The organism is Ktedonobacter racemifer DSM 44963, assembly GCF_000178855.1.
Taxonomy (GTDB): domain Bacteria; phylum Chloroflexota; class Ktedonobacteria; order Ktedonobacterales; family Ktedonobacteraceae; genus Ktedonobacter; species Ktedonobacter racemifer.
The window spans coordinates 2266669-2289789 of the sequence record NZ_ADVG01000001.1; the positions used below are offsets into that span (position 1 = coordinate 2266669).

The window sequence follows — 23121 nt, forward strand, 5'->3', positions numbered from 1 at the left end:
GTCAGCGAAAAGTCGTATCACCTTTTTCGTCTTCTCGTTCGTTATTTATATAGAGAGGCAAGCAACCCCAGCCATATTGGCATGTCTTCAAACACTTAAGCATATACTTGACACTCTTGATACAATACGACTAGTATGTTTTTTTAGTGTCTCTTCTTCTCTATTATGGATTGGGGCTTGTTTTATAGATCAGACATGCATCTGATCTATCTCTGGCGCAAGGCAAAAACATCTAATCAACCGGCACCTGCTCACCCTATCTGAAGGCGAGAGTCCTGTGCCGTAGTTCCGATGAGAGGAAATGGGGGTGTGCATGCAGCCATTATTCCACGACTCGCAGAGGCGAGACCCCGTCCAGAGGCAAGGGACGGCTAAGGCCCAACCAGGTAATAATCAGGAACAAGCAGACCAGTGGGCTGTCCTGCACCACGAGGTCCAGGGCAAACAATTCCAGCAGCACGATGAGCGTGCTCGTGCTGAATGGGAGCGGCGTGACACCGACGAGAATCCTGCCTCCTCCTCCTCATCTTACTTTGGCGCGGTAGATCCTGAGTACGATGTTGATATTGTGGTCGTTGGTGTTGGTGGCGGTGGTATGAATGCTATTAACCGTATGATCAATACCAATGTACGCGGCGTACGCTATATGGCCTTAAATACAGATGCCCAGGTACTGGCGCTCTCGCAAGCGTCAGAGCGTATTTGTTTAGGACAGCACCACACCAAGGGTCTGGGCGCAGGCGGCAACTCAGCCGTAGGCATGCGTGCCGCGACCGAAAGCGCAGCCGAAATTCGCGCAGCCCTGGGTGAGGCCGATATGGTATTTATCGCCGCCGGCATGGGCGGTGGTACTGGCACGGGCGCGGCCCCCATTGTCGCTTCCATTGCCAAAAAAATTGGCGCGCTCACCATTGGTATCGTTACCCTGCCATTCTCCTTTGAGGGGACACGCCGCCGTCGCATCGCCGATCAGGGCCTGGCCGAACTCAGTAAAGAGGTTGACGCCCTTATCACCGTTCCCAATGATCGCCTCCTGACCACGGTCGCGCGTGACTATAGCCTCTCGGATGCTTTTAAAGTGGCCGACGATGTGCTACGCCAGGGCGTTCAGGGTATCGCCGAGGTCATTAACGTGCCTGGCATGGTCAACGTTGATTTTGCCGATGTGCGCAGCGTCTTGCATGAGGCGGGAACCGCGTTGATGAGCATTGGACAGGGTCAGGGACGTAACCGGGCACAACTTGCCGCCGAAGAGGCCATCGCGGGTGGCTTCCTGAATGTGACTATCCGTGGCGCGAAACGCGTGCTTTTCAATATCAGTGGTGGCGAAGATATGACCCTCTTCGAGATCAATGAGGTCGCTGAACGCATTGGCGCCGCCATCGATGATGCCGCTGATATCACCTTTGGCGCGGTTATTGATCCCACGCTCCGCGATACCATTCGTGTGACGCTAATCGCCGCTGGTATGGAGGAGATCCCGACCGCACGTCTCCAGGCAGTCCGTCTCGGGCATACCGCTGCGCGCTCAAACTCCCTTACGGGGACAGGACAGGTGGTGCAAAACACGCCTCCTCATCAGCCGCCAGCGGCCCCTGCCACGCCCAAGCCACCTTCTCGGACAGCTCAGCAGCAGCGAGGAACGCAACTCCCTGAACGGCGACAGGCTAGTTCAACATCACCACGGATGCCATCCCTGCCTAACGCCGCTGACCAGCGTCCCATGCCCTCCAGGCAACCGGCTCCGGGACAGCCCATACGGTCGGGACAGCCAGGGCAACCAGCTCAGGAACAACGGACACAGCGCAGCTTGAATGATTTACGCGGCCTACGTGGTCTGGGACGCCGGCAGGAGCTACGCAGATACGCTGGCGATGCCAATGACGAGGACATCATTGATGTCCCTCCCTTCCTCAAACGCCACGAGTGAACTACCACTAAGCTGAAGACGCAGCAGCTTCTTCGGAAGTCGTCGGGTCTGCGGTTTGGGAGCTTTTTAGGAAGCTCAAGTTCACCAGACTCCTCATCAGAAATGATGAGACCGTTTGAAAGGTCATGACACCTGCGGTTGACGCATCAGACCGCTGCTCTGTCGCCTGGGTTTAAGTAGGGCTGAGGAAAGGCCCGGTGATCCAGGTGCAAAAAGCCTTTTGAACACTGTCGAGATGAGGTCGGATTCCCTGCATGGTCACAGTGCAGGGATACGCATCACCCGGCGCTTGCCGGAGCATTTTTCCGAAAGGAATCGTCTGAACATGGTCTATGTCCTCTCACCAGATAGGACGCCGCTTATGCCTTGCTCTGCTGCGATTGCCCGTTTGTTGCTCAAAGAGGGAAAGGCCAAAGTCGTCCGCAGAACCCCTTTTACGATCAAGTTGTCTGTACAGCCAGAGCGTACCTACACCCAACCCTTGACCTTGGGAGTGGATACCGGGAGTGCGGTGATTGGTTCGGCTGTCGCGGATGGAACAGGGCAGCATCTTGTATCTTTCTGAAGTGGAAGTGCGCAATGATATTGCCACGACGATGAAAGAACGAGCCACCCATCGTCGAGATCGCCGCAACCGAAAGACACGCTATCGGCCTGCACGCTGGTTACATCGAAGGAATTCCATCAAGATCGGGCGATTCTCCCCAACCATGAGAAGCAAGATCGACGCCCATCTGCGAGAAATCCACTTTGCGCACTCCTTGTTGCCAATCTCGTCCATTGTGCTGGAAACAGGAACCTTTGACCCGCATGCACTCAAAAACCCGGAGGTGCTGCGAAAGAAGTGGCTCTATCAGAAGGGTATCAATTACGGCTTTGCCAATACCAAAGCCTATGTGCTCACACGGGATGGCTACACCTGTCAACACTGCCAGGGGAAATCCAAGGATCAACGGCTCGAGGTGCATCACATCATCTTTCGTAGCCAACACGGAAGCGATGAGGAAAGCAATCTCTTGACGCTCTGCAAGACCTGTCATGATGCCCTTCACGCTGGGACTATCCCCCTCAAGCGCACCGGCAAGAAAAAAGGGGATTTGCTGCACGCGACCCAGATGAATAGCATCCGCGTGCAATTGTTGAAACTGGTTGAGGCGGAAGAAACCTGGGGCTTCGTGACGAAAGAACATCGATTGCTTGCGGGTTTGCCCAAAGAACATCGTTTTGACGCGGCCATGATTGCGACACGCGGAAATCGGCCTGTTTTCCAGATACAAACGGTGTTTGTCAAGAAATGCATTCCAGATGGAGAGTATCAGCAAACCAAAGGAAAGCGAAGCGAGCAACGTATCCCGACAGGAAAAATCCAGGGATGCGCGCAAATGCGACAAAGTGCGTTATCGAGGTCAGGAATACTTTATCAAAGGGCGTATGTCTACTGGTTATGCTATTTTGATGATGATAGACGGGAAAAAGGTCGATTTGAAACCCATTCCCAAGTTTGAGAAGATGAAGAGAGTGAGTGCGCGATCCTCATGGATGACCTGTCAAAGCATCATGCCAGGTTCCTCATGCTCTCTCATCTGATGTTCGTGTGCAAATACCGGAAAAAGCTGCTTCTCTTCTCTGGAAATGAGGAAAAACAAGTATTTGAGGAAATTGCAGCTCGCTCAGAGGTTTCTTTTGAGGCACTTGAAGTGGATCAAGATCATATTCACTGTTTGGTGAAAAGCGAACCTCGGATGCGCACCGCTGGCCATCGTCGGCAGACGGAAACACATCTCGACCATGCAACGTTGGCAAAGGCATGCGCAATGCGTTAAAAGGGCAATTTTGGAAAGAGAGGACATTCTGGAGTGATGGGTACTTCTGCTGCACCATCGGGAATGCAAGCAGGAGACTATTCACCCGTACATTGAAAGCCAGGGATAGGAGGAAGGAGCGGCGTTCATCCACGAGGCTGAAGACCTCGTGGTTTTCTCGCCGCTCCCCGTATAAACAAGCGTCAAGCAGAAGCGGAGCAATTCAAACTTGAATTGCTCCGCTTCTGCTTGACGCTTCTACATCTATGGCGATACTGTGGCAGCGCTATGTGGCACGCTAGATACGCGAGCAGAGAAGAGAGAACACACAACGTTCCTCATACGCCTCGGCTATTCCTTAGCATCAGCAGCATTAGTGGAAGAACGCCCTTTCTCTCCCCCCTTTTTCCCAATCTTCGAGTAAAATTCCGAACCTTGCTGACGTTTGGTGGATTCACCACCTTTTTTCCCAATCTCAGCATAGAACTGTGGGCCACGCTTCTCTTTGACCGTCTCGCCACCCTTCTTCCCAATTTTCGAGTAGAACTCGGGGCCATACTTTTCGCGCACGGCCTGTCCGCCATGCTTGGCTTTTTGTGATCCAGGTTCTGGTCCACGCTTGTTGTTTGCCATGGAAAGTCCCGCCTCTCTTTAACTTCTTTACCACATTTTCCCAACTACATTGCGGTGAGACATCCTAGATCAGAACACCCCGTATCATCCTACTGCGAACGTTGTCCACGCGCATGTGCCACGCGATTGGCGATCATCCCTGCCGTAATGCCAGCGCCCACGCCATTATCAATATTTACCACGGTCAAGCCAGGCGCACACGTCTGCAACATCGATAATAGCGCCGCCACGCCCTTGCCACCCATACCATAGCCCACTGATGTCGGCACTCCGATAACCGGTACAGGAGCCAGGCCAGCTATGACAGATGGTAATGCACCATCCATACCAGCTACTACAAGAATCGCATCTACATCTTCCGCCAATAACGCGCGCAAAGGCTCGATCAACCGATGCAATCCTGCCACGCCTACATCATAGATGCGTGTCACCCGACAGCCCATCTCCTCGGTAATCATCGCGGCCTCTTCCGCAACAGGAATGTCGGATGTCCCCGCGCTAATCACTCCCACCTTGCCACCCGTGACGCGCTTACTATACTCAGGAGTATAAATCACTAGCATATGTGACGCCTCCTGATAGCGCATTTCATAGTGCTCGAAAGCCGAACGTATGGCCTCCAGTGAGCGCGCAGGCATCCTACTAATAATCGCCCGCCCCGTTCCTGCCAGTAATCCACGCGCCATGGCAAGAATTTGCTCGGTCTCTTTGGTCTCGCCAAATATAACCTCAGGGGCACCCTTGCGTCTCTCTCGTCCAGCATCAGGACGGGTCTCCATCACAGATGAGACATCGCAGTGTATTGAGTCCTGTGTTCCTTGTGGCGCCTCGTTGATCTGCTTCAACGGTGCCACCTGCTCAGCTATGTGTGCCGCGTCCTTGTCACGCTGCCCATCCTGTACATCACTGAGCAATTGACCTAATAATTCGAGTTGTTCTTCAATTTCACGATTCAATCAAATCACCTGGGTTCCCTGGCTTACTTACACTAGAGAGAACACACGCTCCATACCTAAAAAACATGGATCTAGTGTTTTCCCATAGTGGTAATGATGTGACTGTCGTGCAACATTTACAGTGTAACACAGCCAATCACAATCAGCAAGCCAACAGTAGTACATTCTTATTTAAAAACGTTGAAAAGAAGCAATTCTTTATCTAAGAAGCTTCGCTGCTCAAGGCTCCTCGCGCTTTCAACGCATGAGTGACCTCCTTTCTTTACTCTCCTCATCGGCTCGCAAGCTCGCCTTTGATTCTAGTGTATGCGTTCGTGATGGGTGGAGCGCGTGCGCTCCACCCATCACGAACGCATACACTAGAATCAGATCAGCACTTTCTTCCTCACTTGCGCTATGCTATACTATGTTGTGTTCAGACGCTTCAGGTGGTGGATGATATGTGGATGATGTGGAGATGAACAATCCTTTCCCCTCACCCTTACCCTCCACTGCCGCCGGCCTTCCGGTATCTGCTCCGGATTAGCTCTTTTTTGCGTGAGACAGATTACTATGCTATTTCTTCACTCGGCCAGGGCCTGGTTCCTGGCAAGTCTAACGCTGTTGTTCTGCGGCCTGCCCTGCCTCGTCGCCTGTAGTGCTACGGTGACTTCGTCAGCCGACGCGGAACAAACCCACACCATGACCATCAACCAGGACTTTCAACAAGATACGCTCGCTACGACCAGTCCCGCCTATCGCTGCGGTGCCTGGTCTTCGAATAACGCGCCCGCGTCTTCTGGCACCATCACTATCTATGCTCGCCTGACGCATGATATAGCGGGCGTGGCTGGTATGGCTGCGACCACGACGGTCCATTTTCGCTATGGCGATGTTGTCCTTACACAACATCCAACCAGCGATACTGGCGGCTACGTCAGCTTTAACTTATCCCTGTTAGGGCGTCAACCAGTGGGCATACCCGCGACAGCCGATGTTGTCTTTACCCTTGGGCAGGAGACGCTGACCTGCGCGCCCGCCTTTTTTACTCCTGAGTGAGGACCTGGCAGACAGGGCAAAAGTGCGTGCTGCGCTGGGCGACAACGATACGCTCAATTAGCGTACCACAACGTGTGCAGGGTTTACCAGCCTGTTTGTAGACATGCACATGGTTATAATTATCGCCTGCCTCACCCCAGAGATCACGGTAGGAACTAAACGAGGTCCCACCATGTTCAATAGCCTTGAGCAAGACTGATACTACCGCCTCGTGCAGGCTTGCGATCTCCTGCGATGTCAGACTGTTAGCAGCACGACGCGGGTGAATCCTGGCATGAAAAAGCGCTTCGTCGGCATAGATATTGCCGACGCCCGCGATCACGGTCTGATCCAGCAACACCTGCTTGATCGGGCTCCGGCGATGAGCAAGCGCCTGCGCCAGTCCCTCGATGTTAAAGGCCTCGCTCAATGGCTCAGGTCCTAGCCCCCTGAGCACCTCCTCTTCCTGAGAACGCTGCCAGAGCGAGACGCGCCCGAATTTTCGCTGGTCCGTGAAGAGCAGGTTGCGCCCATCCTCCAGGATAAAGCACACCCGGCAATAGTTCATCTCCGAGCTATAGGCCTGGGAACCATCTGTCTCCAGCGTGAAACTGGGACCGCGCGTGCTCCAGGCCTGGGCATCGCGCTCACGTAGGCTTGTGTCCAACGTCCAGCCAGGCTCTAAGAGCAGGAAGTTCCCGGTCATCCGGCGATGAATGATAAGCAATCCCTCACCGCTAAGGTCAAGCAACAGGAACTTGCCACGCCTCCTGACGCCCTCAATGGTACGGCCGCTTATCTGGGCGCAGAAATCTTCTGGAAGCGGGTGTGCAATGATACGCTCCCAGAAGACCTGTGCCTCACGGATGGTCGCACCAACGATAGAGGCTTGCAACTGCCTGGCGGTATATTCAACTTCTGGTAACTCTGGCATAGGTAATTCTTTTCTAGTTTTTTAGCTTTTCTCGTTCTCTTCGAGAATCTGCCAGGCGCGATAGCCTGTCTCCGTATCCTCTAACAACACATCCGCTGGCAATTTCTGCATGCGCGCGACCACCAGTACATCTCCAGCGGCACCCGCAAAGTTGCCACTGAGCGCCAGTTGAAGATAGCTGGCCCATCCCGGCTGCCAGGCGATAAGCAATACGCCGAGCAGGGTAATAACGACCAGGGGCGCGAGCGCGATCACGCGATATTGCTGGCGTGAGAAAAGTTGACTGCGTGCACCACAGTACAGGGCCAACGGCAATTTCGCGCCAAAATAGGGTCGGCCTCCCCAAAAGAGAATCGCCAGCCCATGGATAGCTTCATGAATGGGCAAGATCACAGTATAACCAACAATATTGATGACTACCCATAGTATGACGTTCCAGAAGGTTAAACCCTGCCACCATGCCCCATTTTGCCCATACCGGGCGGCAAATAGAGCGTAAGCTGCGATATTAAACACGAGAAAACCCAGGCCACTCACCAACAGCATACGCAGACTCAAAAGAGCCAGGGGCCTTAGCTGCTCCTCGCCCAACAGTTCTATCTCATCAATCGCACGGGCCTGTCCCTGGTCGACACCCCTCTGCATCAGCCTGCGACGCTGGGGATGATAACGATTAATGACCTGTAACGCCATTCGCTGCTCCTCTTCTCGCGTTCCTGCGACAATACATCTTTCAATACGGCTGAACGCGACTCATATTTCCTGGCAAGCCGCCTCCTAGTGACCGAAACTATAGTCCCGGCCACACACAACTGATATACTATAAGCCAAACCCAGTAGGGACACAATGGCAGGCTGAGACGAAAGGCAAGGAAATGCGAAAATGGCAGGCATGGCATTATCTCATTATTGTATTTGCGCTTTTCTGGGTCGGCTTCGCGAGCTTTCTCACCATCTTTAGCGGCTTTCCTTTTCTTGTCATTAGCATAGCCTTGACCGTTACGGGGGCTTTTTCCTGCGTCATTATTGCCCTTGCGTGGATGTACCAGAACGACAAGTGACTATTCTAGAGGTCTTTTTATGTTAGATATTTGCCTCCTTGGAACCTGCGGCATGATGCCACTCCCCAATCGCTGGCTCTCCTGCATGCTTGTGCGTAGCGGGTCTCACCTCACACTCTTTGACTGTGGGGAGGGGACACAGATCCCCTGGAAAACACTTGGTTGGGGCTTTCGCCAGCTTGGGGCTATCTGTTTCTCGCATATGCATGCCGATCATGTCGCGGGCCTCCCAGGCGTCCTTTTTATGGTTGCCCATGCCGGACGTACGGAGCCACTTGATATCTATGGCCCAGCGGGGACCTCGTATGTCGTCGAGGGCCTGCGCCGCATCGCCGCTGAGCTCCCTTTCCCCATTCACATCCATGAGTTCAAGGGTGGCGAACATTTTCAGCTTCCTGGCAATCTCCAGGCCTCCTGCGCTCCCGCGTCCCATGGCATTCCCTGCCTGGCGTATCGCGTCGAGCTACAACGTCAACCAGCCTTCCAGGTCGAACAGGCACGCGCCCTCGATATCCCTGTCCAGTTCTGGAAGCGCCTACAAACAGGCGAGACGGTCAGCTACAATGAGCGTACCTTTACTCCGCAAGACGTCCTGGGCGCGGCCAGGCGCGGGATCGCCCTGGCCTATATCACCGACACCCGCCCACAGAGCGCGCTTAGCGAGCTGGCACACGATGTAGACCTGCTGGTATGCGAGAGTATGTATGACACACTTGACGACCTGCCACTAGCCCGTTCGAACGCGCATATGGTCGCCTCCGAGTCGGCTGGCATCGCCAGGGACGCAGGCGCGCATCAACTGGTGCTCACCCACTTTAGCCCAAAGGTAAATGATACGACGCGGGCAGAAAAATTGGCGCGTAGTGTCTTTCCCAACACCCGCGCCGCCAGAGATGGCATGGTGCTAACCCTCGACTATGCCGATGCCTGAGTTCGCACAGACGGTTTGCCTCTAAGGAGATGGAGCGTCCAGCCCTGGACACTCCATCTGATCGTTTTTAGCCTGCCTCTGAAAAGTGGTGCCCGTCGGAATCTGCTGCCTGGCTCTCTTTGCGCTCTGGCAAGGGAATAGGAGCTGGCATTTCCTTCAAGTAGAGATTGAAGAAGTTCACAAGCTTATTGACGTACGCCACGCGGTCCTCAAAGTACGCTCCACAGTGGTCGACATCAGGCAGGAGCCAGAGTTCTTTGGGATTGCCCGCGGCCTTGTAGAGGAGAGGGGCATCATTGGGATTGACAATAGAATCCTTCAAGCCATGAATAATCAGCACAGGACGCGGCGCGATACGCCCGATATCGCGCAAGGGTTCCACCTGGTTAAAGTGATACCCCGCACGCCACCAGAGAATCATGTCCGTCATCCAGTCAAAGAGGAAGAAGGGGAGATGCAGAGTGCGGCGTACGGCATAGTCAATGGGGCTACGATGCGTAGCAAAGGGGCTATCTGCGACTACAGCCTCAATCTCAGGCGCACGCGCAGCGGCCATAAGCGCGACCGCGGCCCCCATAGAATAGCCTACCGCTCCCAGGCGTGTCTCTGGCACGCGCTGCTTCGCATAGGCCACCGCCCCGAGAAAATCGTTGATTTCACGATAGCCCAGCGTCACCGGCTTCCCCACTACCTCGCCATGCCCATAATACTCGAAGGCCAGGATATTATGGCCCGCCCGCCAGAGGTTGACGCAGGTTCCCAATAGATCCGAACGCCTCCCGCGATAGCCAGGACAGATAAGAATCGTCGTGGTCGCCCCTGGTGAAGGCACAAACCATCCACTCACCTCGTAGTCGCCATACAAAGGCGGGAATGTGACTTCTTCCGCGGGTAAATTGACCTCAAAGGGGCTAAATGTATACTGCTCGATAAAATTTGTTTGCCGCTTTGGCCGAATCAGGGTATCGACAATATAGAGGCCAACACCTGCAATGGCTCCTAGTACGCCTATACCACCACCCACGAAACCACCAAGTAACATCTGTTTCCAGGAGGGACGTCCCCAGTTTTGCTTTGCTTTATTCATCATAGGTACACAGGCCAACCTTTCTAGTTGTGATTGGCATTTCTAAAACTTACTAGTAATAACATTTGGCGGATCAACTTTATGCCTGTATTGCCATGCTTCCCATCTGCCATCAGATCTCTTCGGCATTACAACTACGCAGGGCGTTCTATCTTATATACGCCTGGCGTATAGCTGTCGGGTGGAGATCACGTGCTGCTAGCGAATGCTTTCATACTTATATATTCCTCCTGGTTATTAATTGTATAGCGAACCTGTATTGGACTTTGCCACTCCACGGCTCTAAAATAGAGAACAGGGAAGCCAATATATGTTAGTGGCTTCGCCACTATTCATAAAGGATATTGATCATTCTCTGCATGGATGTGAAGCAAGCATACACCTTCTGTGAGGAGTATAACAAAGTTCTTATGTCATCTCATCATCATGAATCCTCTGCTGAAGAGGCAAAAAATCCAGAGGCAGGCAGCGTGGCAGCGTCCCTGGAGTCAGCTCCACCTCCACCTCCCCACTTCAACGCGAGCACGCGCACCAACGATATGATTAGCTGGCTGCTACAGATTGGTGTGATCGTTAGCTCTATCATTATCATCATCGGTCTCTTGCTCACGCTTCTACAGCCGGGAGCACTGACAAATCAATCGCTCACGAATTTTCCGCATACTCTGGATCAATTCTTCGCTGGCTTGCTCAGATTGCAACCCCTGGCAGTAATCATGCTGGGCCTGGCCATTCTCATCGCGACGCCGATACTACGCGTGGCCTTCTCGATTCTGGCCTTCTACCTGGAACGCGATTATCGCTATGTCATTATCACCTGTATCGTCCTGGCGCTGCTGATTCTAGGAATGCTCCTGGGGAAGGGGGGCGCATAATGACACTCACCCTGACAACCATCCTGCTTATCTTCTCTGGCTCGATTCTAGCCGGACTCATAGGCTCCCTGCTTGGACTGGGCGGTGGAATCTTGATTGTGCCCATGCTCTCCCTGGCCTTTGGTCTACCAATCCAATATGCGATCGGCGCAAGCGTAATTGCGATTATTGCCACCTCCAGTGGATCGGCCGCCGCCTATGTACGCGACCGCCTCTCGAATATCCGCGTTGGTATGTTCCTGGAGACGGCCACTGTCTCAGGCGCGATTGTAGGCGCGCTCCTGACAACTATCGTTGCGCCCCAACTACTCTATATTATCTTTGGCATTGTCCTGCTGATCTCACTGCTACCCATCCTTGTCAAACTGGGTGAAGAGCTACCTCAAAATGTGAAGAATGATCGCCTGGCAACTACACTCTCGCTCGCCAGCAGCTATCCCGACAAACGCCTGGGAAAAGAAGTCGCCTACGAAGTGACGAATACAGGCTGGGGCTTTCTCGTGATGTGTATCGCCGGATGCCTCTCGGGCCTGCTCGGCATTGGTAGTGGGGTCTTTAAGGTCCTGGCCATGGATACGATTATGCGCATCCCCATGAAGGTTTCGACCACGACCAGTAACTTTATGATCGGCGTCACTGGCGCTGCTAGCGCGAGTATCTACTTCGCACGCGGCGATGTACATCCACTTATCGCGGCCCCCGTCGCACTCGGCATTCTGGCCGGGTCCTTTGTGGGCGCCCGCATCCTTCCACTCATGAAAAATACCACCCTGCGCAAGATTTTTATCCCGGTGCTCAGTCTCATCGCACTCCAAATGGTTCTCCATGGCTTTGGCATCTCCTGGTAGACACCAATACAAGTAGAGGTAGAGGGGCATAGGCACGGCAAATGTCTGCATCCCATACCCCTTCTACCTCTCTGCAACTCTTTGTGCTTTGTGGCATTACGACGTTACTGTGAAGTACCCCACGCCTAAAGGCGGGGGCTTCGACAGTGGCCGGCACCCTCCTCAGAGGGCACCAGTCGCTGTGGGACGCTTCCCGCCCCGACCACCTTTCCTGGTGGATTGACGTTTCTTACGAGCAGGAATGGCTCCTTGCAGCTCATAGCGGCGCAGAATGTTGATCGCGGCATTCTCATCGCGATCGAGCTCGGCCCCACACGTGGGGCAGGAATGCCATCGTACCGAGAGGTCTTTGGGCACCAGGACCCCACAGCCACTACACACCTGGCTCGTCTGTTGGGGCGCTACCTTCACGACCATGCCGCCAGCCTCTTCCGCTTTGCAGGCACACAGCGTGATGAAACGGCCCCAGGCCGCATCAAGGATACTCTTGTTCAAACCACTCTTGGCTGCCGCTCCGTTGGGCAGATAGCGCGTCACCGCCGCTGCCGTGCCGCCTTCGACTCCCTCTGTCGTTGCAGGAGCCTCCTCCTTCTTGGGCTTAGGCCTTGCCGTCATATTGGGGATCTGCAACGCCTCAAACACCAGGGTCCCATACTGATTGACCAGGCGGCGTGACGCCTTGTGCAGGAAGTCCTGCCGCCGGTGGCGCACCTTGCGATAGAGTCGCGTCAATGCGCGCCTGGCTCGGATGCGTCGATGGCTGCCTTGCTTACGCCGCGCCAGCCTGCGATGCGCCTCTTTGATCTGCTGCTCGGTGTAGCGGTAGATGCGCGGATTGGCGATCTGCTCGCCGGTGGAGAGGGTGGCATAGGAGGTGATGCCCATATCAATGCCCACGGTCTTGCTCGAGGGATGGACCGGCGTGGAATGGATGGCCTGCTCCACGCTGAAGACGGCATACCACTGGTCGCCATCACGCTTGATGGTACAGCCTTTGATCGTGCCCTTGATGGGTCGATGCATCAGCATCTTGAGATGCCCGATCTTCGAAAGCTTCAACCGACAGGTTTTCTTGCCCTTTTTGTCGTGAGGGGCGAGGGCGCCAATGATGGTGTACCCACTCTGCGGATAGGTGAACGAGTGATAGCGGGTATTGGATTTGTACCTTGGGTAGCCCGGGGGTTGCCCCTCATCAACGCGACGAAAGAAGGCTTGCATGGCTTTGTCGAGGCGCCGGAGCACATCCTGTTGCACCTGGGAATGAATCCCCTGATACTCGGGACGCTCCTCTTTGATCTGGGGCAATTGCTCGGCCTGCATGCCGTAGGAGACGGAGACCCTAGCCATCTTGTAGGCGGCCGTGCGTTCTTCCAGGCTCGCGTTGTAGAGCTCTTTACAGCGACGAAGCGTCCACAGGAGGGTCTCTTCTTGTTTGCGAGTGGGATACAAGCGATAGACGTACGCTCTGGTGCGCACCGGCAGTAACGCCTCGTCTGGCTGCGATCCTGGTGCGTCGTTCGCATCTTGCATGCATCTCCTCCTCTTGTGGCATTCCTGCCTCTTGCCATGCTGAGACGTGCTTAGAGACGTAGAACGGAATTTCAAGAAGCAGTATACAGAAGCCTCGCTTTGTTGTCAAGCCTTCACTTTCCTCCTTTCCTCCCTCCTTCCCCCGCAGCCCCGGCCACTCCCAAAAGGAACGGCCCTTGTATCCCCATGGCTCAAGCCCTGCCTTCTATACGCATTTAACATTGGCAAATGGGAGGCAGCATCAGATGCGGGACGGGAAGCTTGAGCTTTCACATCTCTGTTTGCCAGCTCTTCTTTCCAAGACAGCTTCTTCAGCCAAGTGGCAAAATCACTTTGTTAAATGTGTATAGAAGGCAGGGCTCAAGCCAGGGGTTTTACGGGCCGGTTCGATAAAAGGGAAAGACATTTACTTCGAGGCTACTTTTGTACCACAAGAGGACCTCGGATCTAAGTACTTTTGGGCCTCAACCCCGTTTTAATGTTCCTTCAATCTTGAGGCATGTATACTGTATAGGCAGCCATCTGGCCAAATACTTATACAACCAACCCCATTGCTCAATGCCTGAAGTTTTGACTGTGTCACAGGTTACAGGGGTGAGAAAGCATCCTATGAATAAGTTGCAACCACGCTTGCGCAAGCTTTTTAAACGTATAGAACTACTACAGCTGTTGCGCTACACCGCCTCACTAATCGCGGCTCTGCTCAGTGGCCTCTTCCTCTTTACCAATGCCACTTTGGGAACCATAGCCTCATCCATTATCGATGTAGGTCTCGATCCCCTACGCTCACAACTCATCGCCGCCCTCATTATGACTGCATTGGTGGCTTTAATTGGTGCTTTGATAGGTCGCCGCAAGGCTGCCACTATTCTAGGAGCCGCCCTCGTCTTCTGCCTGGGCTACTTGAAAGGCTTTATTAATTTAGAGCGACAGCCAGTCTATGATCCAGGTGGGCACCTCGAACCGCTTCAAGCTAATGCGCTTTTTAATACCTCCCTCATTATGCTTGCCCTGGCCCTCTTAAGTGCCTTTATTGGCTCAGCGGTTGGTGTCGCTACGGGCGAGAGCGTGATTGATCCTCCATTGCATACCTTACAACGAGGTTTCATGCTTCTCTGGCGACGCTGGGAGGTACGCCGCCTACGCCAGCGCGGCGCCTTCGATATAGACGAAGCAGCTACACAGCCCGGCCTTTTTGCACGTACTAACCTGGGACGCTCGCTTAGCCAGTGGGCAGGGGCGATTGCCATTATATTGATCCTGGTCTTTGCTCTGCGTTCGGGTGATCTCTTCATCTTCTCGCCCGACGTTGGCCTGCATGCGGCTCCACATATCACGGCTTCGAAAAGCGGCGATAAAAATGCGGAGAAATCAATTGGGGTGAGTTCGATTAAGCAAGACTATGTGAAAAGCAAGGCGCTTGGGGCGACAAAACCCTTTGAGGTCTATCTCCCTCCGTCCTATAACACTCCGCAGGGAAAAATAAAGCATTACCCGGTCCTCTACCTCCTTCATGGGTCGCCGGGCAAAGATATCGACTGGCTCACCGGTGGCAAGGCAGGCCAGTCCACCGATACTCTGATCACCACTGGTAAAATCCCCGAGCTTATTCTGGTAATGCCCGATGGAAATGGCAAGCCTGGCAGAACCAGTGAATGGGGAGATAGCTATAATAAGAAGCAACCAATCGAGAAATATATCACCACCGACCTGGTCGACTATGTCGATCAACACTATCGCACCATTCCAGACCCTTCACAGCGTGCCATTGGGGGCCTCTCGATGGGTGGCTTTGGCGCGGCCAATATCGCGATTCATCACCCCGATATCTTCGGCACGTTCATTTCACTCGGTGGCTACTACTATGCTGAAGGTTCTGTCTGGGGAAGCGATCCCACCTACCGCCTCGACAATAGCCCGGCGTATACCATCCTGTCTACACCACGCGCGAGGAAGCTGCACATCTACCTGGGCGCGGCCACCAAAGACCAGCCGTATTACAACGATACGCTCGGCTTTATGAAACAGTTAGATAAGCTCAAAATCCCATATCATTTTGATCTCCAGAAGGGCTACCACTCCTGGGGCATCTGGGCCACTCAGATGTACAACGCCCTGGGATGGCTCAAATGGGATTAGTGGGATTAGTCTTTAGTACAATAACGCTGGGGAGGAGGGAGGTGTCCCATGGCGGCCGCCATGGGACACCTCCCTCCTCCCCAGCGTTATTTGACTGGATTATATATTCTTGTCGAAGGAGCCTAGCACTTTACAGAAAAGTGTGTGACCTGCCAGGTCCGCCAGGGCTCTTCTTACACGGACATCCTCGCGATGCCCCTCAAAGTCGAGATAGAAGACGTATTCCCAGGGTCGCTGACGCGATGGGCGAGACTCCAGCTTCAAGAGGTTGATCTGTTGCTCCGCCAGCATCCCCAGGCAGTGGTAGAGCGAGCCAGGCTGGTGTGCCGTGGCCATAACGATCATCGTCTTGGCTGGTGCGCCACTACGCGGCGCGGGCTCGCGTCCCAGGGCGATAAAACGCGTGTAGTTATCCTTAATCGTCTGGATATCACTCGCCAGAATATCTAACTCATAGAGTTCGGCCGCACCGCTACCCGCGACGGCCGCTACCCCCTGAAGTTGCTCCTCGCGCACCATCTTGGCGCTTCCCGCGGTATCATAGGTGGCGACAATCTCCACACCTAGTTCGCGCAGGAAGGCATCGCTCTGAGCCAGGGCCTGTGGATGCGAGATAACGCGATGGATATCCTCAATTCGCTGTCCTGGCAGGCAGAGCAAGCAGTGATTGACCGGGTGAGAGATCTCACCGATTACAAACAGGTCATGCTGGCGCAAGAGATCATAGACATCGTTGATGCTTCCAGCCTGCGAGTTCTCCACAGGCACCAGGCCAAAATCAACCTCGCCCGCAGCCACCGCGCGAAAGACATCGGCAAACGCCCGATAGGGCACCGGCTCTACCTCAGTTCCCGGAAGATGTCTTTTCCCTCCAGCACCAAAATAGGTGCGCGAGGCCTCATAGCCAAAGGCTCCTCGCTCCCCCTGAAAGGCAACCTTGACCTGCGAACCCGGAGTCTCCGTCTCCTCTTGTTTCTGCTCCTGCTTGCTATCCTTCATCTCGATCTGTTGTGCCATAACAGCACTCTGCCTTTCTACACACAACGGCGACCATGCTCCCACTATAATGGCGCGGTACACCTCTCCCCGGTCAACCTCACCACTCACCAAAAATAAGCAAGCCCCAAACAATGGGGGCTTGTGGCTTTTTTGAGACAGGGCAGCGACTAGCCGACCTTGAAGTGCTCTTTATGGTAATACTTCATGCCCGTGCCAAGAACCTTGACCGGCTGTAGCTCAGCAAGCATGATGCGCTCACCACACTGATCGCAAACGCGAGTGGTCAGGTGGTTGACGGTCTCTCTGTTTGCCAGCGAGGCACGAGCGGTTTTTGAAAGTTCACCCTTCTTTGGCATTGTGTATAAACCCCTTTCGCTTGGTGTCTTTTACTTTTGGGAATGTCTTCGCTATTATAAACACAGCGTGTTCATAATTTCTTCCCAACCAGGATGCAACCGTTACCTATCGTCGTTCAGTATACCAAACGACGCAAGCACGAAGTGACAACTTCCTTATATCGCAAAAGGAGGCCTTCAGGTGTAGTTACCATTCCTGGCGTTTCCCTAGTATACCATAGCTCTAACCACCATACAATCTCTCTGATTTTGCTATATTCAAGAGATGCTTGTCGAACGCCTTTGCTCCCGCTATAATCACCCTATATATTTTGTGCTTACGCAAAAAAACATTATCACTATCACGACGTGGAGGCAGGTCCCTATGCAACGCAGCGCGCATAGTCCCGACAATGGATATAATTCACAGCAGGTTGAGAGGCTTATTTTCAAACGAGGCATGTTCTTTGGCTTCATCCTGGTTGGACTCGATCTCATGGTAACTATTCTCGCACGTCTCACTAGCTTTCCCGTCCACCTTATGACCAGCCTGATGAATGTCATTTATTTTCCCTGGTCAATGGTAAGCTTTATTACCAATGCCGCAATCTATCTTCCCGTTCTCTGCATCGCTGGCTTTATCTACTTCTATGCTGGCTATATCATCGCCCGACACAGTGGGGGCAATATTCGCGCCTCGGCCCTCACAGGTCTGCTGGCCGGACTGGTGCTTGGGATCTGCGACCTGGTTGTGAGCGCGGTCATTCTCTTTGCAGAGACTCTGCCCTCGATTGCCCAATCCTACGGCAGTGCCAGCCCGACCTTGCTTGACGCCGTGAAGTTTGCCACTATTCGCGATACCTTCCTGTACACCTTCGGTTTCCTGGTGCTGGCCCTCCTGCTGGGAGCGGGCCTGGCCGCAATGGGTGGTTTACGGGGCCGACCTAATTCATGAAAAATCCGCGCCCAATTTTATCTCGTGGGTTCAAGATAAACTCATGGCGCCCAATAATAAAGGCCTTGCCGCTGATCTCGGGTACGATGGCATTGAATGGACCCACTTTGGTCCGTCCAACGATACGCCCGCGAAAGACGCTCTCCGCGCCAAGGATACTCTCTACCGTGATCGCTTCCGCTTCCCGCAATTGCCCTTGAGCATCTAACAGCGCCAGGCGCGCGGAGAGACCCGTCCCGGTAGGCGAGCGGTCAACCTCTGCATCCGCAAAGATGCATACGTTGCGGCTATGATGATTGAGCTTCTCTGGCAGATCCACAAGAATTGTTCCATAGAGGAAACTTAACTCGTCTTCCAATGGATGCTCCACCCGCAACTTGCCGTTAACTGCATGCTTGATTTCTTCGCCTACCTCGACCAGTTCACTCACACATTGCGGTAGGACGCGCAGGCCAACCTGTTCGACCGAAGCAATGGCATAAAAAGCTCCACCATAGGCCACATCCACCACCACCTCACCAATCTGGGGAACCACTACGCGGACATCACGCGCATAGACAAAGGAGGGAACGTTCACAAATGAGACATGGTCGACATAGTGCTGCCCATTGAGGTGCGCGGTCGCACGGATCAGACCCGCGGGCGTCTCCAGGGTTACTGGTGTCTGCTGTCCCTTACACTCAATCGCGCCCGTCTCGACCAGGGCAGTCACTAGCGCGATAACGCCATGGCCACACATGGTGCTGTATCCCTCGTTATGCAGGAAGAACACGCCCATATCGGCCTCGGGGTCACCGGGAGGTACCAGGACACAACCATACATCTCGTGATGCCCTCGCGGCTCCCAGACCAGCGCCTTCCGCAGGCAGTCAAAGTGGCGCGCGAAATTATGCCTGCGCTCCAACAACGTTCGACCTGGCAGCTCAGGCAAGCCACCAGTGATGATCCGCAGCGGTTCGCCCGCTGCATGCGCCTCTATGGCGCTAATCACGCTCGCTCCAGAACCAACCAGGCGAGCATCCAAGTCTAATTTCACGTCGCGCTCCTTCCTTTGCTGCGCTCAAAGCGCGCTTTCTTAAAAAATATCTCTTGATATCAGTGTAACAGGTTTTTCCGAATCTAATCTTTCTATCTACACTCTTGCTTAAAAAAGAGCATGGGCGAACGCGAAACCGTATATTTCGCGTTCGCCCATGCTCTTTTTTAAGCACTACATCATTAGTGGGATTGGGGATAGAGGCGGCGCCAGGACTGTACGTATAGTGGGCAGAGGCCATAAAATTTCTGGCTCGCGACCTCACAGCGCACCTCGTGCTCCAACTCATCTAGCTCTTCTAAGGCAATGGTCTGGGTGCAGATGAGTAGGGGCTTGATACAGCGTATGATCTGCTCTAGATACTGGCAGAAGAGCAAATATCCCTTGCTGCCGTAGGCACACGGGATATAGAACATTTCATCCTGTACCAGCTTGCAATTAAACGCCTGTAAGCAGCGTTGGGTCCAGGACATAATACCCAATTGATGCGAGGTCTCAGAAGTAAAGGCGCGATCATCTCGCTCTAGCGCCTGCCGCAACAGATTCATCAACTGGTTCAAGGCCTTGCAGTCGCTGATGGGCAACTCGATCTCACAGACCGTAATCAGCCCGCCATAGCGACAGAGGCGCTCAGCCTCGCGCAGTAGAGCGGCATACTGGTGAGGTGCGCTATCAGATGCCAGGAAGCGCATGTGTACCAGGTCATAGCTGGCGTTCTCGCCCTCACTCACACCCATGTTATGCGCATCACACTGATACAGGCGCACATCTACATGGCGAGCATTCAGCGTCCACGCCGTACTGATGGCGGACGCATCTCGATCAACGCCTACCAGGTGCATGTGGGGGTATGCCTGGCTCATGGACATCAGCCAGGTACCCGCACCACAACCAATATCCAGGACGTGCAATGCGTCGCCCGGAAAAATAGAGGCTGGCAACGGTCCTCCACCCCATGCATCTTGAATCAATAGTTCGCGTTCCAGTAAGCGCTGTACATCTTCGGCGGTATACAGTGAAGCGTGAAGGAGATCGGCCGCATACGCGGGTAGGGGGGCATACTTCGGCTCAGAAGAGAGCTGTAAAGACATAGTAGACACATCCCTTTCCACACAAACAACACAAACAATAGTTGACCAACCAGTAAGAGAGATGTATTTCGCAAGTATTGCTTTGCCTAAAGCGAACGTATATATGCATTATAATCATTCTGTATAATTAATATACTTTTCCATATTCAAATAATTATTTACATCTTCTCTAACTTGTTCACTGGCAAACCTGAGCGTTGGCTCGGGTTCTTTCTAAGTCGCGATGCTATAGATGCTATATGAGTATATTGGTGGATGTGCATCCTGGCAGCCACGACGCACATCCACCAATAGGAGGCAATCACTATAATGGAAACAGCAACGTAGAGAGTAAAAAACAGGGCTATTGTGACAGCTCTAGAGAGGAATGCTATGCCGCGTCCACTACCTATTTGCCTGCTTCTATGCACACTCTGCCTTAGCCTCTTGCTGCTACCATTTACCGCCTGTGGGAGTAGCACCAACACTGGAGCCACTGGTATCCAGGCCACCAGCGGCAAGCCGATTCATGACGCACAGACGGCAACACAATACCTGTTCGTGCTGCGCCTGCTCCGCTACAACATGCATACCATCGGGAAAGACAAGGTGATCTATACCCAGGGGCGCCTGACACAGGTCGGGGATATGAAGATGAGCTACGATGACGAAGGACGTATCACGAAACTTGGCGGGCTGGCTGTAACGTATGACGAGGGCAAAATTACAAGCGTTGGCTCGACCAAGATTGAGTTTGACAAAGACATTCCTCAGCGCGTGGCACGCATCGGCGATGAGAGCGTCACCTATAATAGTCAGAACCTGGCAAACAATGTCGGCGCGTCCAAGATCAGCTACGACCAGAAGCTACGCGCCACAAAGATAGGCGACGTGCCCATCACCTACACGGATAGCAAATAACTCCATCTCAGCACCTGCGGTGCTTTAATGGGGTAAGAGTGTGTGGTGATGGCCTGGCTCTGCCAGGCCATCACCACACACTCTTACCCTGCGAGCCACGTAGTGGCACTACATACCAACTTTAAAAGCGAAAAGGATCAGCAACACAAACACAAGCGCGGGAATGCTAACCGCAAAACCCAGGAGGAGGCGATACGCGAGCCGCTCCGCACGAGAGCGACTCCAGGCAGTCATAAACACGCCAACCGCCAGGAAGACGAAGAAATCAGCGATCAGAGGGAAGAGCGTCATCCCAAGCGCGTTTCCATAGATCTGCTCCGCCTGAGCACGATCCGTTGCCAGCAGGCTGGGCGCGTAGAAAAAGCCCTGCCAGATCCCCAACACAGGCAGCCACAAGCCCGCACCAACGACAAAACACATAAGCGTGTTGAAGATAGTATGAACCCTGGGCGTATTCCTCAGGCGCTTCAATGGCCCGGTCGAAAGGACATATCCGGACATAGAATACCTACTTCTAGAAGATGATCTCTCATGACGCCAGAATAAAATTGACACACAATGATATAAACGTTTGAGGACGCAATACGTCAAAGGTATCGCTCTTTTTTCTCATCTGCTTCAGTGAAACAAACTTCTCTCTCTCCTGGAACGTATATTTCGTGTAAGTATTTTAATCTTCTAGAGACAAGGCAGAATTTTATCAGGAGTAGATCAATGTCGGTGCCAGTACGTCGCTATCGTCGCTTTCGCGCATTCCTTCTGGCCTGTGCGCTTGTTATTATTGGTATTCCCATCGCTTCGCTCGTCACCGCCATTTTTCCACCTTTTCTGACGGCTTGTTTGATGACGCTTTATCTTGGCCTGGGAACCCTGGTAATCGGGGCCGCGCCACGGCGCGCGACCCTCTTCTATGTTTTTCTCTTTTTCGCGAACTGGATAGCGGGCATTGGCTTCGCCGTGGCGCTGAGCAAACTTCCTGGCGCGGATCTCGTGGCTTGCCTCTGGCTCTTCATTCCTCTGGGCATGACCATCCTGCTAGGGACAAACGGCAAGAGCATCCTGGCTTCCCTGCGACGGCTCCCCCTCTTTCAAGCTAATAGGCCCCAAACACGCGTCTATTATCAGCCCAGAAGGCCGCGAAGCACTCCCAATCCTTCCCCACGTTCCTATGAACAGGGCTACCAGGCGGCGCAACCACAGCAGGCAACCTATGAAGAAGGCGGACTGACCTATCCCGTTTCCTCCCCCTCACACTCTGATCAGCAAGAACAGCCCCAGGCCCACTACCCTACGATGTGAGAAAGAAAAAAGCAGGAGCGACAGGCACTCTATACTTGTCGCTCCTGACTTATGCTCTCCTTATTAGCGTTGCGGAGGATACTGCTGGGGGTTCTGGTACTCCTGCGCGTAGGGACTATTCTGCGCCGGGTACTGTGGCGGCTGGCCATATGCCTGGTTTGGCTGCTGCTGCCCATAGGGATCTGGCTGGCCGTAAGGAGCCTGTTGTCCATAGGGTGCTGGCTGGCCCTGCTGGGATGGCACCTGCTGACCATACTGGGGCTGGCCATACTGCTGGGGTGGCACCTGCTGACCATACTGGGGCTGGCCGTATTGCTGGGGTGGCACCTGCTGACCATACTGGGGCTGGCCGTATTGCTGGGGTGGCACCTGCTGACCATACTGGGGCTGGCCCTGCACGCCTGAGGCTTTGCGCGCACTAAAGGTGCTCCTACCGAAGCTAGAACCACCATTATCACGTATACCTAATACCAGGAGAAGTATACCGAACGCCAGGCAGAGCAGGCCGGCGATAACTGTACCCGTAGCGTCACTACTTGAAAACGGACTCGCAATCAGACAGAGGAGACCCAACAGGATCATAAAACTCCCCACGACGATGCGGCCAACCTTCCTGCCCAATACACGATAAAAAAGCCAGATAATTAAACGACCCATTTCATCTTTCCTTTTCCATGCTTTGCAGCCACTTTTCACATGCCTTCCTCATACCAGGCAACGCTTTGCATACAATTCCACATAGAAATATATGAATACAAAAATT

Annotated in this window: 23 protein-coding genes and 1 pseudogene; 12 read left to right on the forward strand and 12 right to left on the reverse strand. The window is 53.6% G+C overall.

The window, feature by feature from the left end; genetic code table 11:
• The first annotated feature begins 313 nt into the window (after window positions 1-313).
• From ftsZ to KRAC_RS79380, 3 genes and pseudogenes are all read left to right on the forward strand, one after another.
• Window positions 314-1930: a cell division protein FtsZ gene (gene ftsZ / locus KRAC_RS09840; protein WP_052568114.1), complete on the forward strand. Its 1617-nt coding sequence runs from the start codon at window positions 314-316 to the stop codon at window positions 1928-1930.
• 319 nt (window positions 1931-2249) lie between these two features.
• Window positions 2250-3517, forward strand: a pseudogene (iscB, locus tag KRAC_RS09845) (RNA-guided endonuclease IscB).
• Window positions 3517-3753, forward strand: a complete 237-nt coding sequence (locus KRAC_RS79380; protein ID WP_420795794.1) for a transposase — start codon at window positions 3517-3519, stop codon at window positions 3751-3753. Before iscB ends, KRAC_RS79380 begins: the two are co-directional and overlap by 1 nt.
• A gap of 330 nt (window positions 3754-4083) precedes the next feature.
• Here KRAC_RS79380 and KRAC_RS09855 read toward each other — a convergent pair whose 3' ends face one another.
• Together KRAC_RS09855 and larB are read right to left on the reverse strand one after the other, a co-directional pair.
• Window positions 4084-4365 (reverse strand): KGG domain-containing protein, encoded by a 282-nt coding sequence (locus tag KRAC_RS09855; RefSeq protein ID WP_007906556.1) that lies wholly within the window; start codon window positions 4363-4365, stop codon window positions 4084-4086.
• Between the two features lie 89 nt (window positions 4366-4454).
• Complete coding sequence (larB, locus tag KRAC_RS09860) at window positions 4455-5321, reverse strand: nickel pincer cofactor biosynthesis protein LarB (protein ID WP_007906558.1); 867 nt, start codon at window positions 5319-5321, stop codon at window positions 4455-4457.
• A 552-nt stretch (window positions 5322-5873) separates the two neighbouring features.
• Between larB and KRAC_RS09865 the strand changes: the two genes are divergently transcribed.
• The gene (locus KRAC_RS09865) at window positions 5874-6359 is read left to right on the forward strand and encodes a hypothetical protein (protein WP_007906560.1); all 486 of its coding nucleotides are present in this window, start codon (window positions 5874-5876) and stop codon (window positions 6357-6359) included.
• Here KRAC_RS09865 and mutM read toward each other — a convergent pair.
• Window positions 6346-7272, reverse strand: a complete 927-nt coding sequence (mutM, locus tag KRAC_RS09870; protein ID WP_007906561.1) for a DNA-formamidopyrimidine glycosylase — start codon at window positions 7270-7272, stop codon at window positions 6346-6348. The genes KRAC_RS09865 and mutM overlap by 14 nt on opposite strands.
• 21 nt (window positions 7273-7293) lie before the next feature.
• Window positions 7294-7965, reverse strand: a complete 672-nt coding sequence (locus KRAC_RS09875; RefSeq protein ID WP_007906562.1) for a DUF3267 domain-containing protein — start codon at window positions 7963-7965, stop codon at window positions 7294-7296.
• A gap of 182 nt (window positions 7966-8147) precedes the next feature.
• Here KRAC_RS09875 and KRAC_RS09880 point away from each other — a divergent pair, with 182 nt between their 5' ends.
• Window positions 8148-8333, forward strand: coding sequence for a hypothetical protein (locus KRAC_RS09880; protein WP_007906563.1), 186 nt, complete (start codon window positions 8148-8150; stop codon window positions 8331-8333).
• Window positions 8334-8352: 19 nt separating this feature from the next.
• Complete coding sequence (locus KRAC_RS09885) at window positions 8353-9264, forward strand: ribonuclease Z (protein ID WP_007906564.1); 912 nt, start codon at window positions 8353-8355, stop codon at window positions 9262-9264.
• A 67-nt stretch (window positions 9265-9331) separates the two neighbouring features.
• Here KRAC_RS09885 and KRAC_RS09890 read toward each other — a convergent pair whose 3' ends face one another.
• A complete protein-coding gene (locus KRAC_RS09890) occupies window positions 9332-10354 on the reverse strand; it encodes an alpha/beta hydrolase (RefSeq protein WP_007906566.1) in 1023 nt (340 codons plus the stop codon).
• 407 nt (window positions 10355-10761) lie between these two features.
• Here KRAC_RS09890 and KRAC_RS09895 point away from each other — a divergent pair, with 407 nt between their 5' ends.
• Together KRAC_RS09895 and KRAC_RS09900 are read left to right on the forward strand one after the other, a co-directional pair.
• Window positions 10762-11226 (forward strand): DUF1634 domain-containing protein, encoded by a 465-nt coding sequence (locus KRAC_RS09895; protein WP_211221261.1) that lies wholly within the window; start codon window positions 10762-10764, stop codon window positions 11224-11226.
• Complete coding sequence (locus KRAC_RS09900; protein WP_007906570.1) at window positions 11226-12074, forward strand: sulfite exporter TauE/SafE family protein; 849 nt, start codon at window positions 11226-11228, stop codon at window positions 12072-12074. Before KRAC_RS09895 ends, KRAC_RS09900 begins: the two co-directional genes overlap by 1 nt.
• 162 nt (window positions 12075-12236) lie before the next feature.
• Here the strand turns inward: KRAC_RS09900 and KRAC_RS09905 are convergent, their stop codons facing one another.
• Entirely contained in the window at window positions 12237-13604 is a 1368-nt protein-coding gene (locus tag KRAC_RS09905) for an RNA-guided endonuclease InsQ/TnpB family protein (RefSeq protein WP_157506372.1), read from the reverse strand.
• Between the two features lie 609 nt (window positions 13605-14213).
• Between KRAC_RS09905 and KRAC_RS61200 the strand changes: the two genes are divergently transcribed.
• Entirely contained in the window at window positions 14214-15743 is a 1530-nt protein-coding gene (locus tag KRAC_RS61200) for an alpha/beta hydrolase (RefSeq protein WP_007906573.1), read from the forward strand.
• A gap of 99 nt (window positions 15744-15842) precedes the next feature.
• Here the strand turns inward: KRAC_RS61200 and pheA are convergent, their stop codons facing one another.
• Window positions 15843-16760, reverse strand: a complete 918-nt coding sequence (gene pheA, locus KRAC_RS09915; RefSeq protein ID WP_007906582.1) for a prephenate dehydratase — start codon at window positions 16758-16760, stop codon at window positions 15843-15845.
• Between the two features lie 149 nt (window positions 16761-16909).
• Entirely contained in the window at window positions 16910-17098 is a 189-nt protein-coding gene (locus tag KRAC_RS09920) for a hypothetical protein (protein WP_007906583.1), read from the reverse strand.
• 364 nt (window positions 17099-17462) lie between these two features.
• Here KRAC_RS09920 and KRAC_RS09925 point away from each other — a divergent pair, with 364 nt between their 5' ends.
• Window positions 17463-18032 (forward strand): hypothetical protein, encoded by a 570-nt coding sequence (locus tag KRAC_RS09925; RefSeq protein ID WP_007906584.1) that lies wholly within the window; start codon window positions 17463-17465, stop codon window positions 18030-18032.
• Here the strand turns inward: KRAC_RS09925 and KRAC_RS09930 are convergent.
• Entirely contained in the window at window positions 18022-19068 is a 1047-nt protein-coding gene (locus tag KRAC_RS09930) for a proline racemase family protein (protein WP_007906585.1), read from the reverse strand. The genes KRAC_RS09925 and KRAC_RS09930 overlap by 11 nt on opposite strands.
• A gap of 182 nt (window positions 19069-19250) precedes the next feature.
• The gene (locus KRAC_RS09935; protein ID WP_007906586.1) at window positions 19251-20159 is read right to left on the reverse strand and encodes a class I SAM-dependent methyltransferase; all 909 of its coding nucleotides are present in this window, start codon (window positions 20157-20159) and stop codon (window positions 19251-19253) included.
• 372 nt (window positions 20160-20531) lie between these two features.
• Between KRAC_RS09935 and KRAC_RS09940 the strand changes: the two genes are divergently transcribed.
• Window positions 20532-21059, forward strand: a complete 528-nt coding sequence (locus KRAC_RS09940; protein WP_007906587.1) for a hypothetical protein — start codon at window positions 20532-20534, stop codon at window positions 21057-21059.
• A 108-nt stretch (window positions 21060-21167) separates the two neighbouring features.
• On the opposite strand, the gene KRAC_RS09945 is transcribed toward KRAC_RS09940, so the two are convergent.
• Window positions 21168-21560 carry a hypothetical protein gene (locus tag KRAC_RS09945; protein ID WP_007906588.1) on the reverse strand — a complete coding sequence of 131 codons (393 nt, stop codon included), beginning with the start codon at window positions 21558-21560 and terminating at the stop codon, window positions 21168-21170.
• A 213-nt stretch (window positions 21561-21773) separates the two neighbouring features.
• On the opposite strand from KRAC_RS09945, the gene KRAC_RS09950 reads away from it, so the two are divergent.
• Window positions 21774-22358 carry a hypothetical protein gene (locus KRAC_RS09950; protein WP_007906589.1) on the forward strand — a complete coding sequence of 195 codons (585 nt, stop codon included), beginning with the start codon at window positions 21774-21776 and terminating at the stop codon, window positions 22356-22358.
• Window positions 22359-22421: 63 nt separating this feature from the next.
• Here KRAC_RS09950 and KRAC_RS74475 read toward each other — a convergent pair whose 3' ends face one another.
• A complete protein-coding gene (locus tag KRAC_RS74475; RefSeq protein WP_007906590.1) occupies window positions 22422-23015 on the reverse strand; it encodes a DUF308 domain-containing protein in 594 nt (197 codons plus the stop codon).
• Between the last annotated feature and the right edge of the window lie 106 nt (window positions 23016-23121).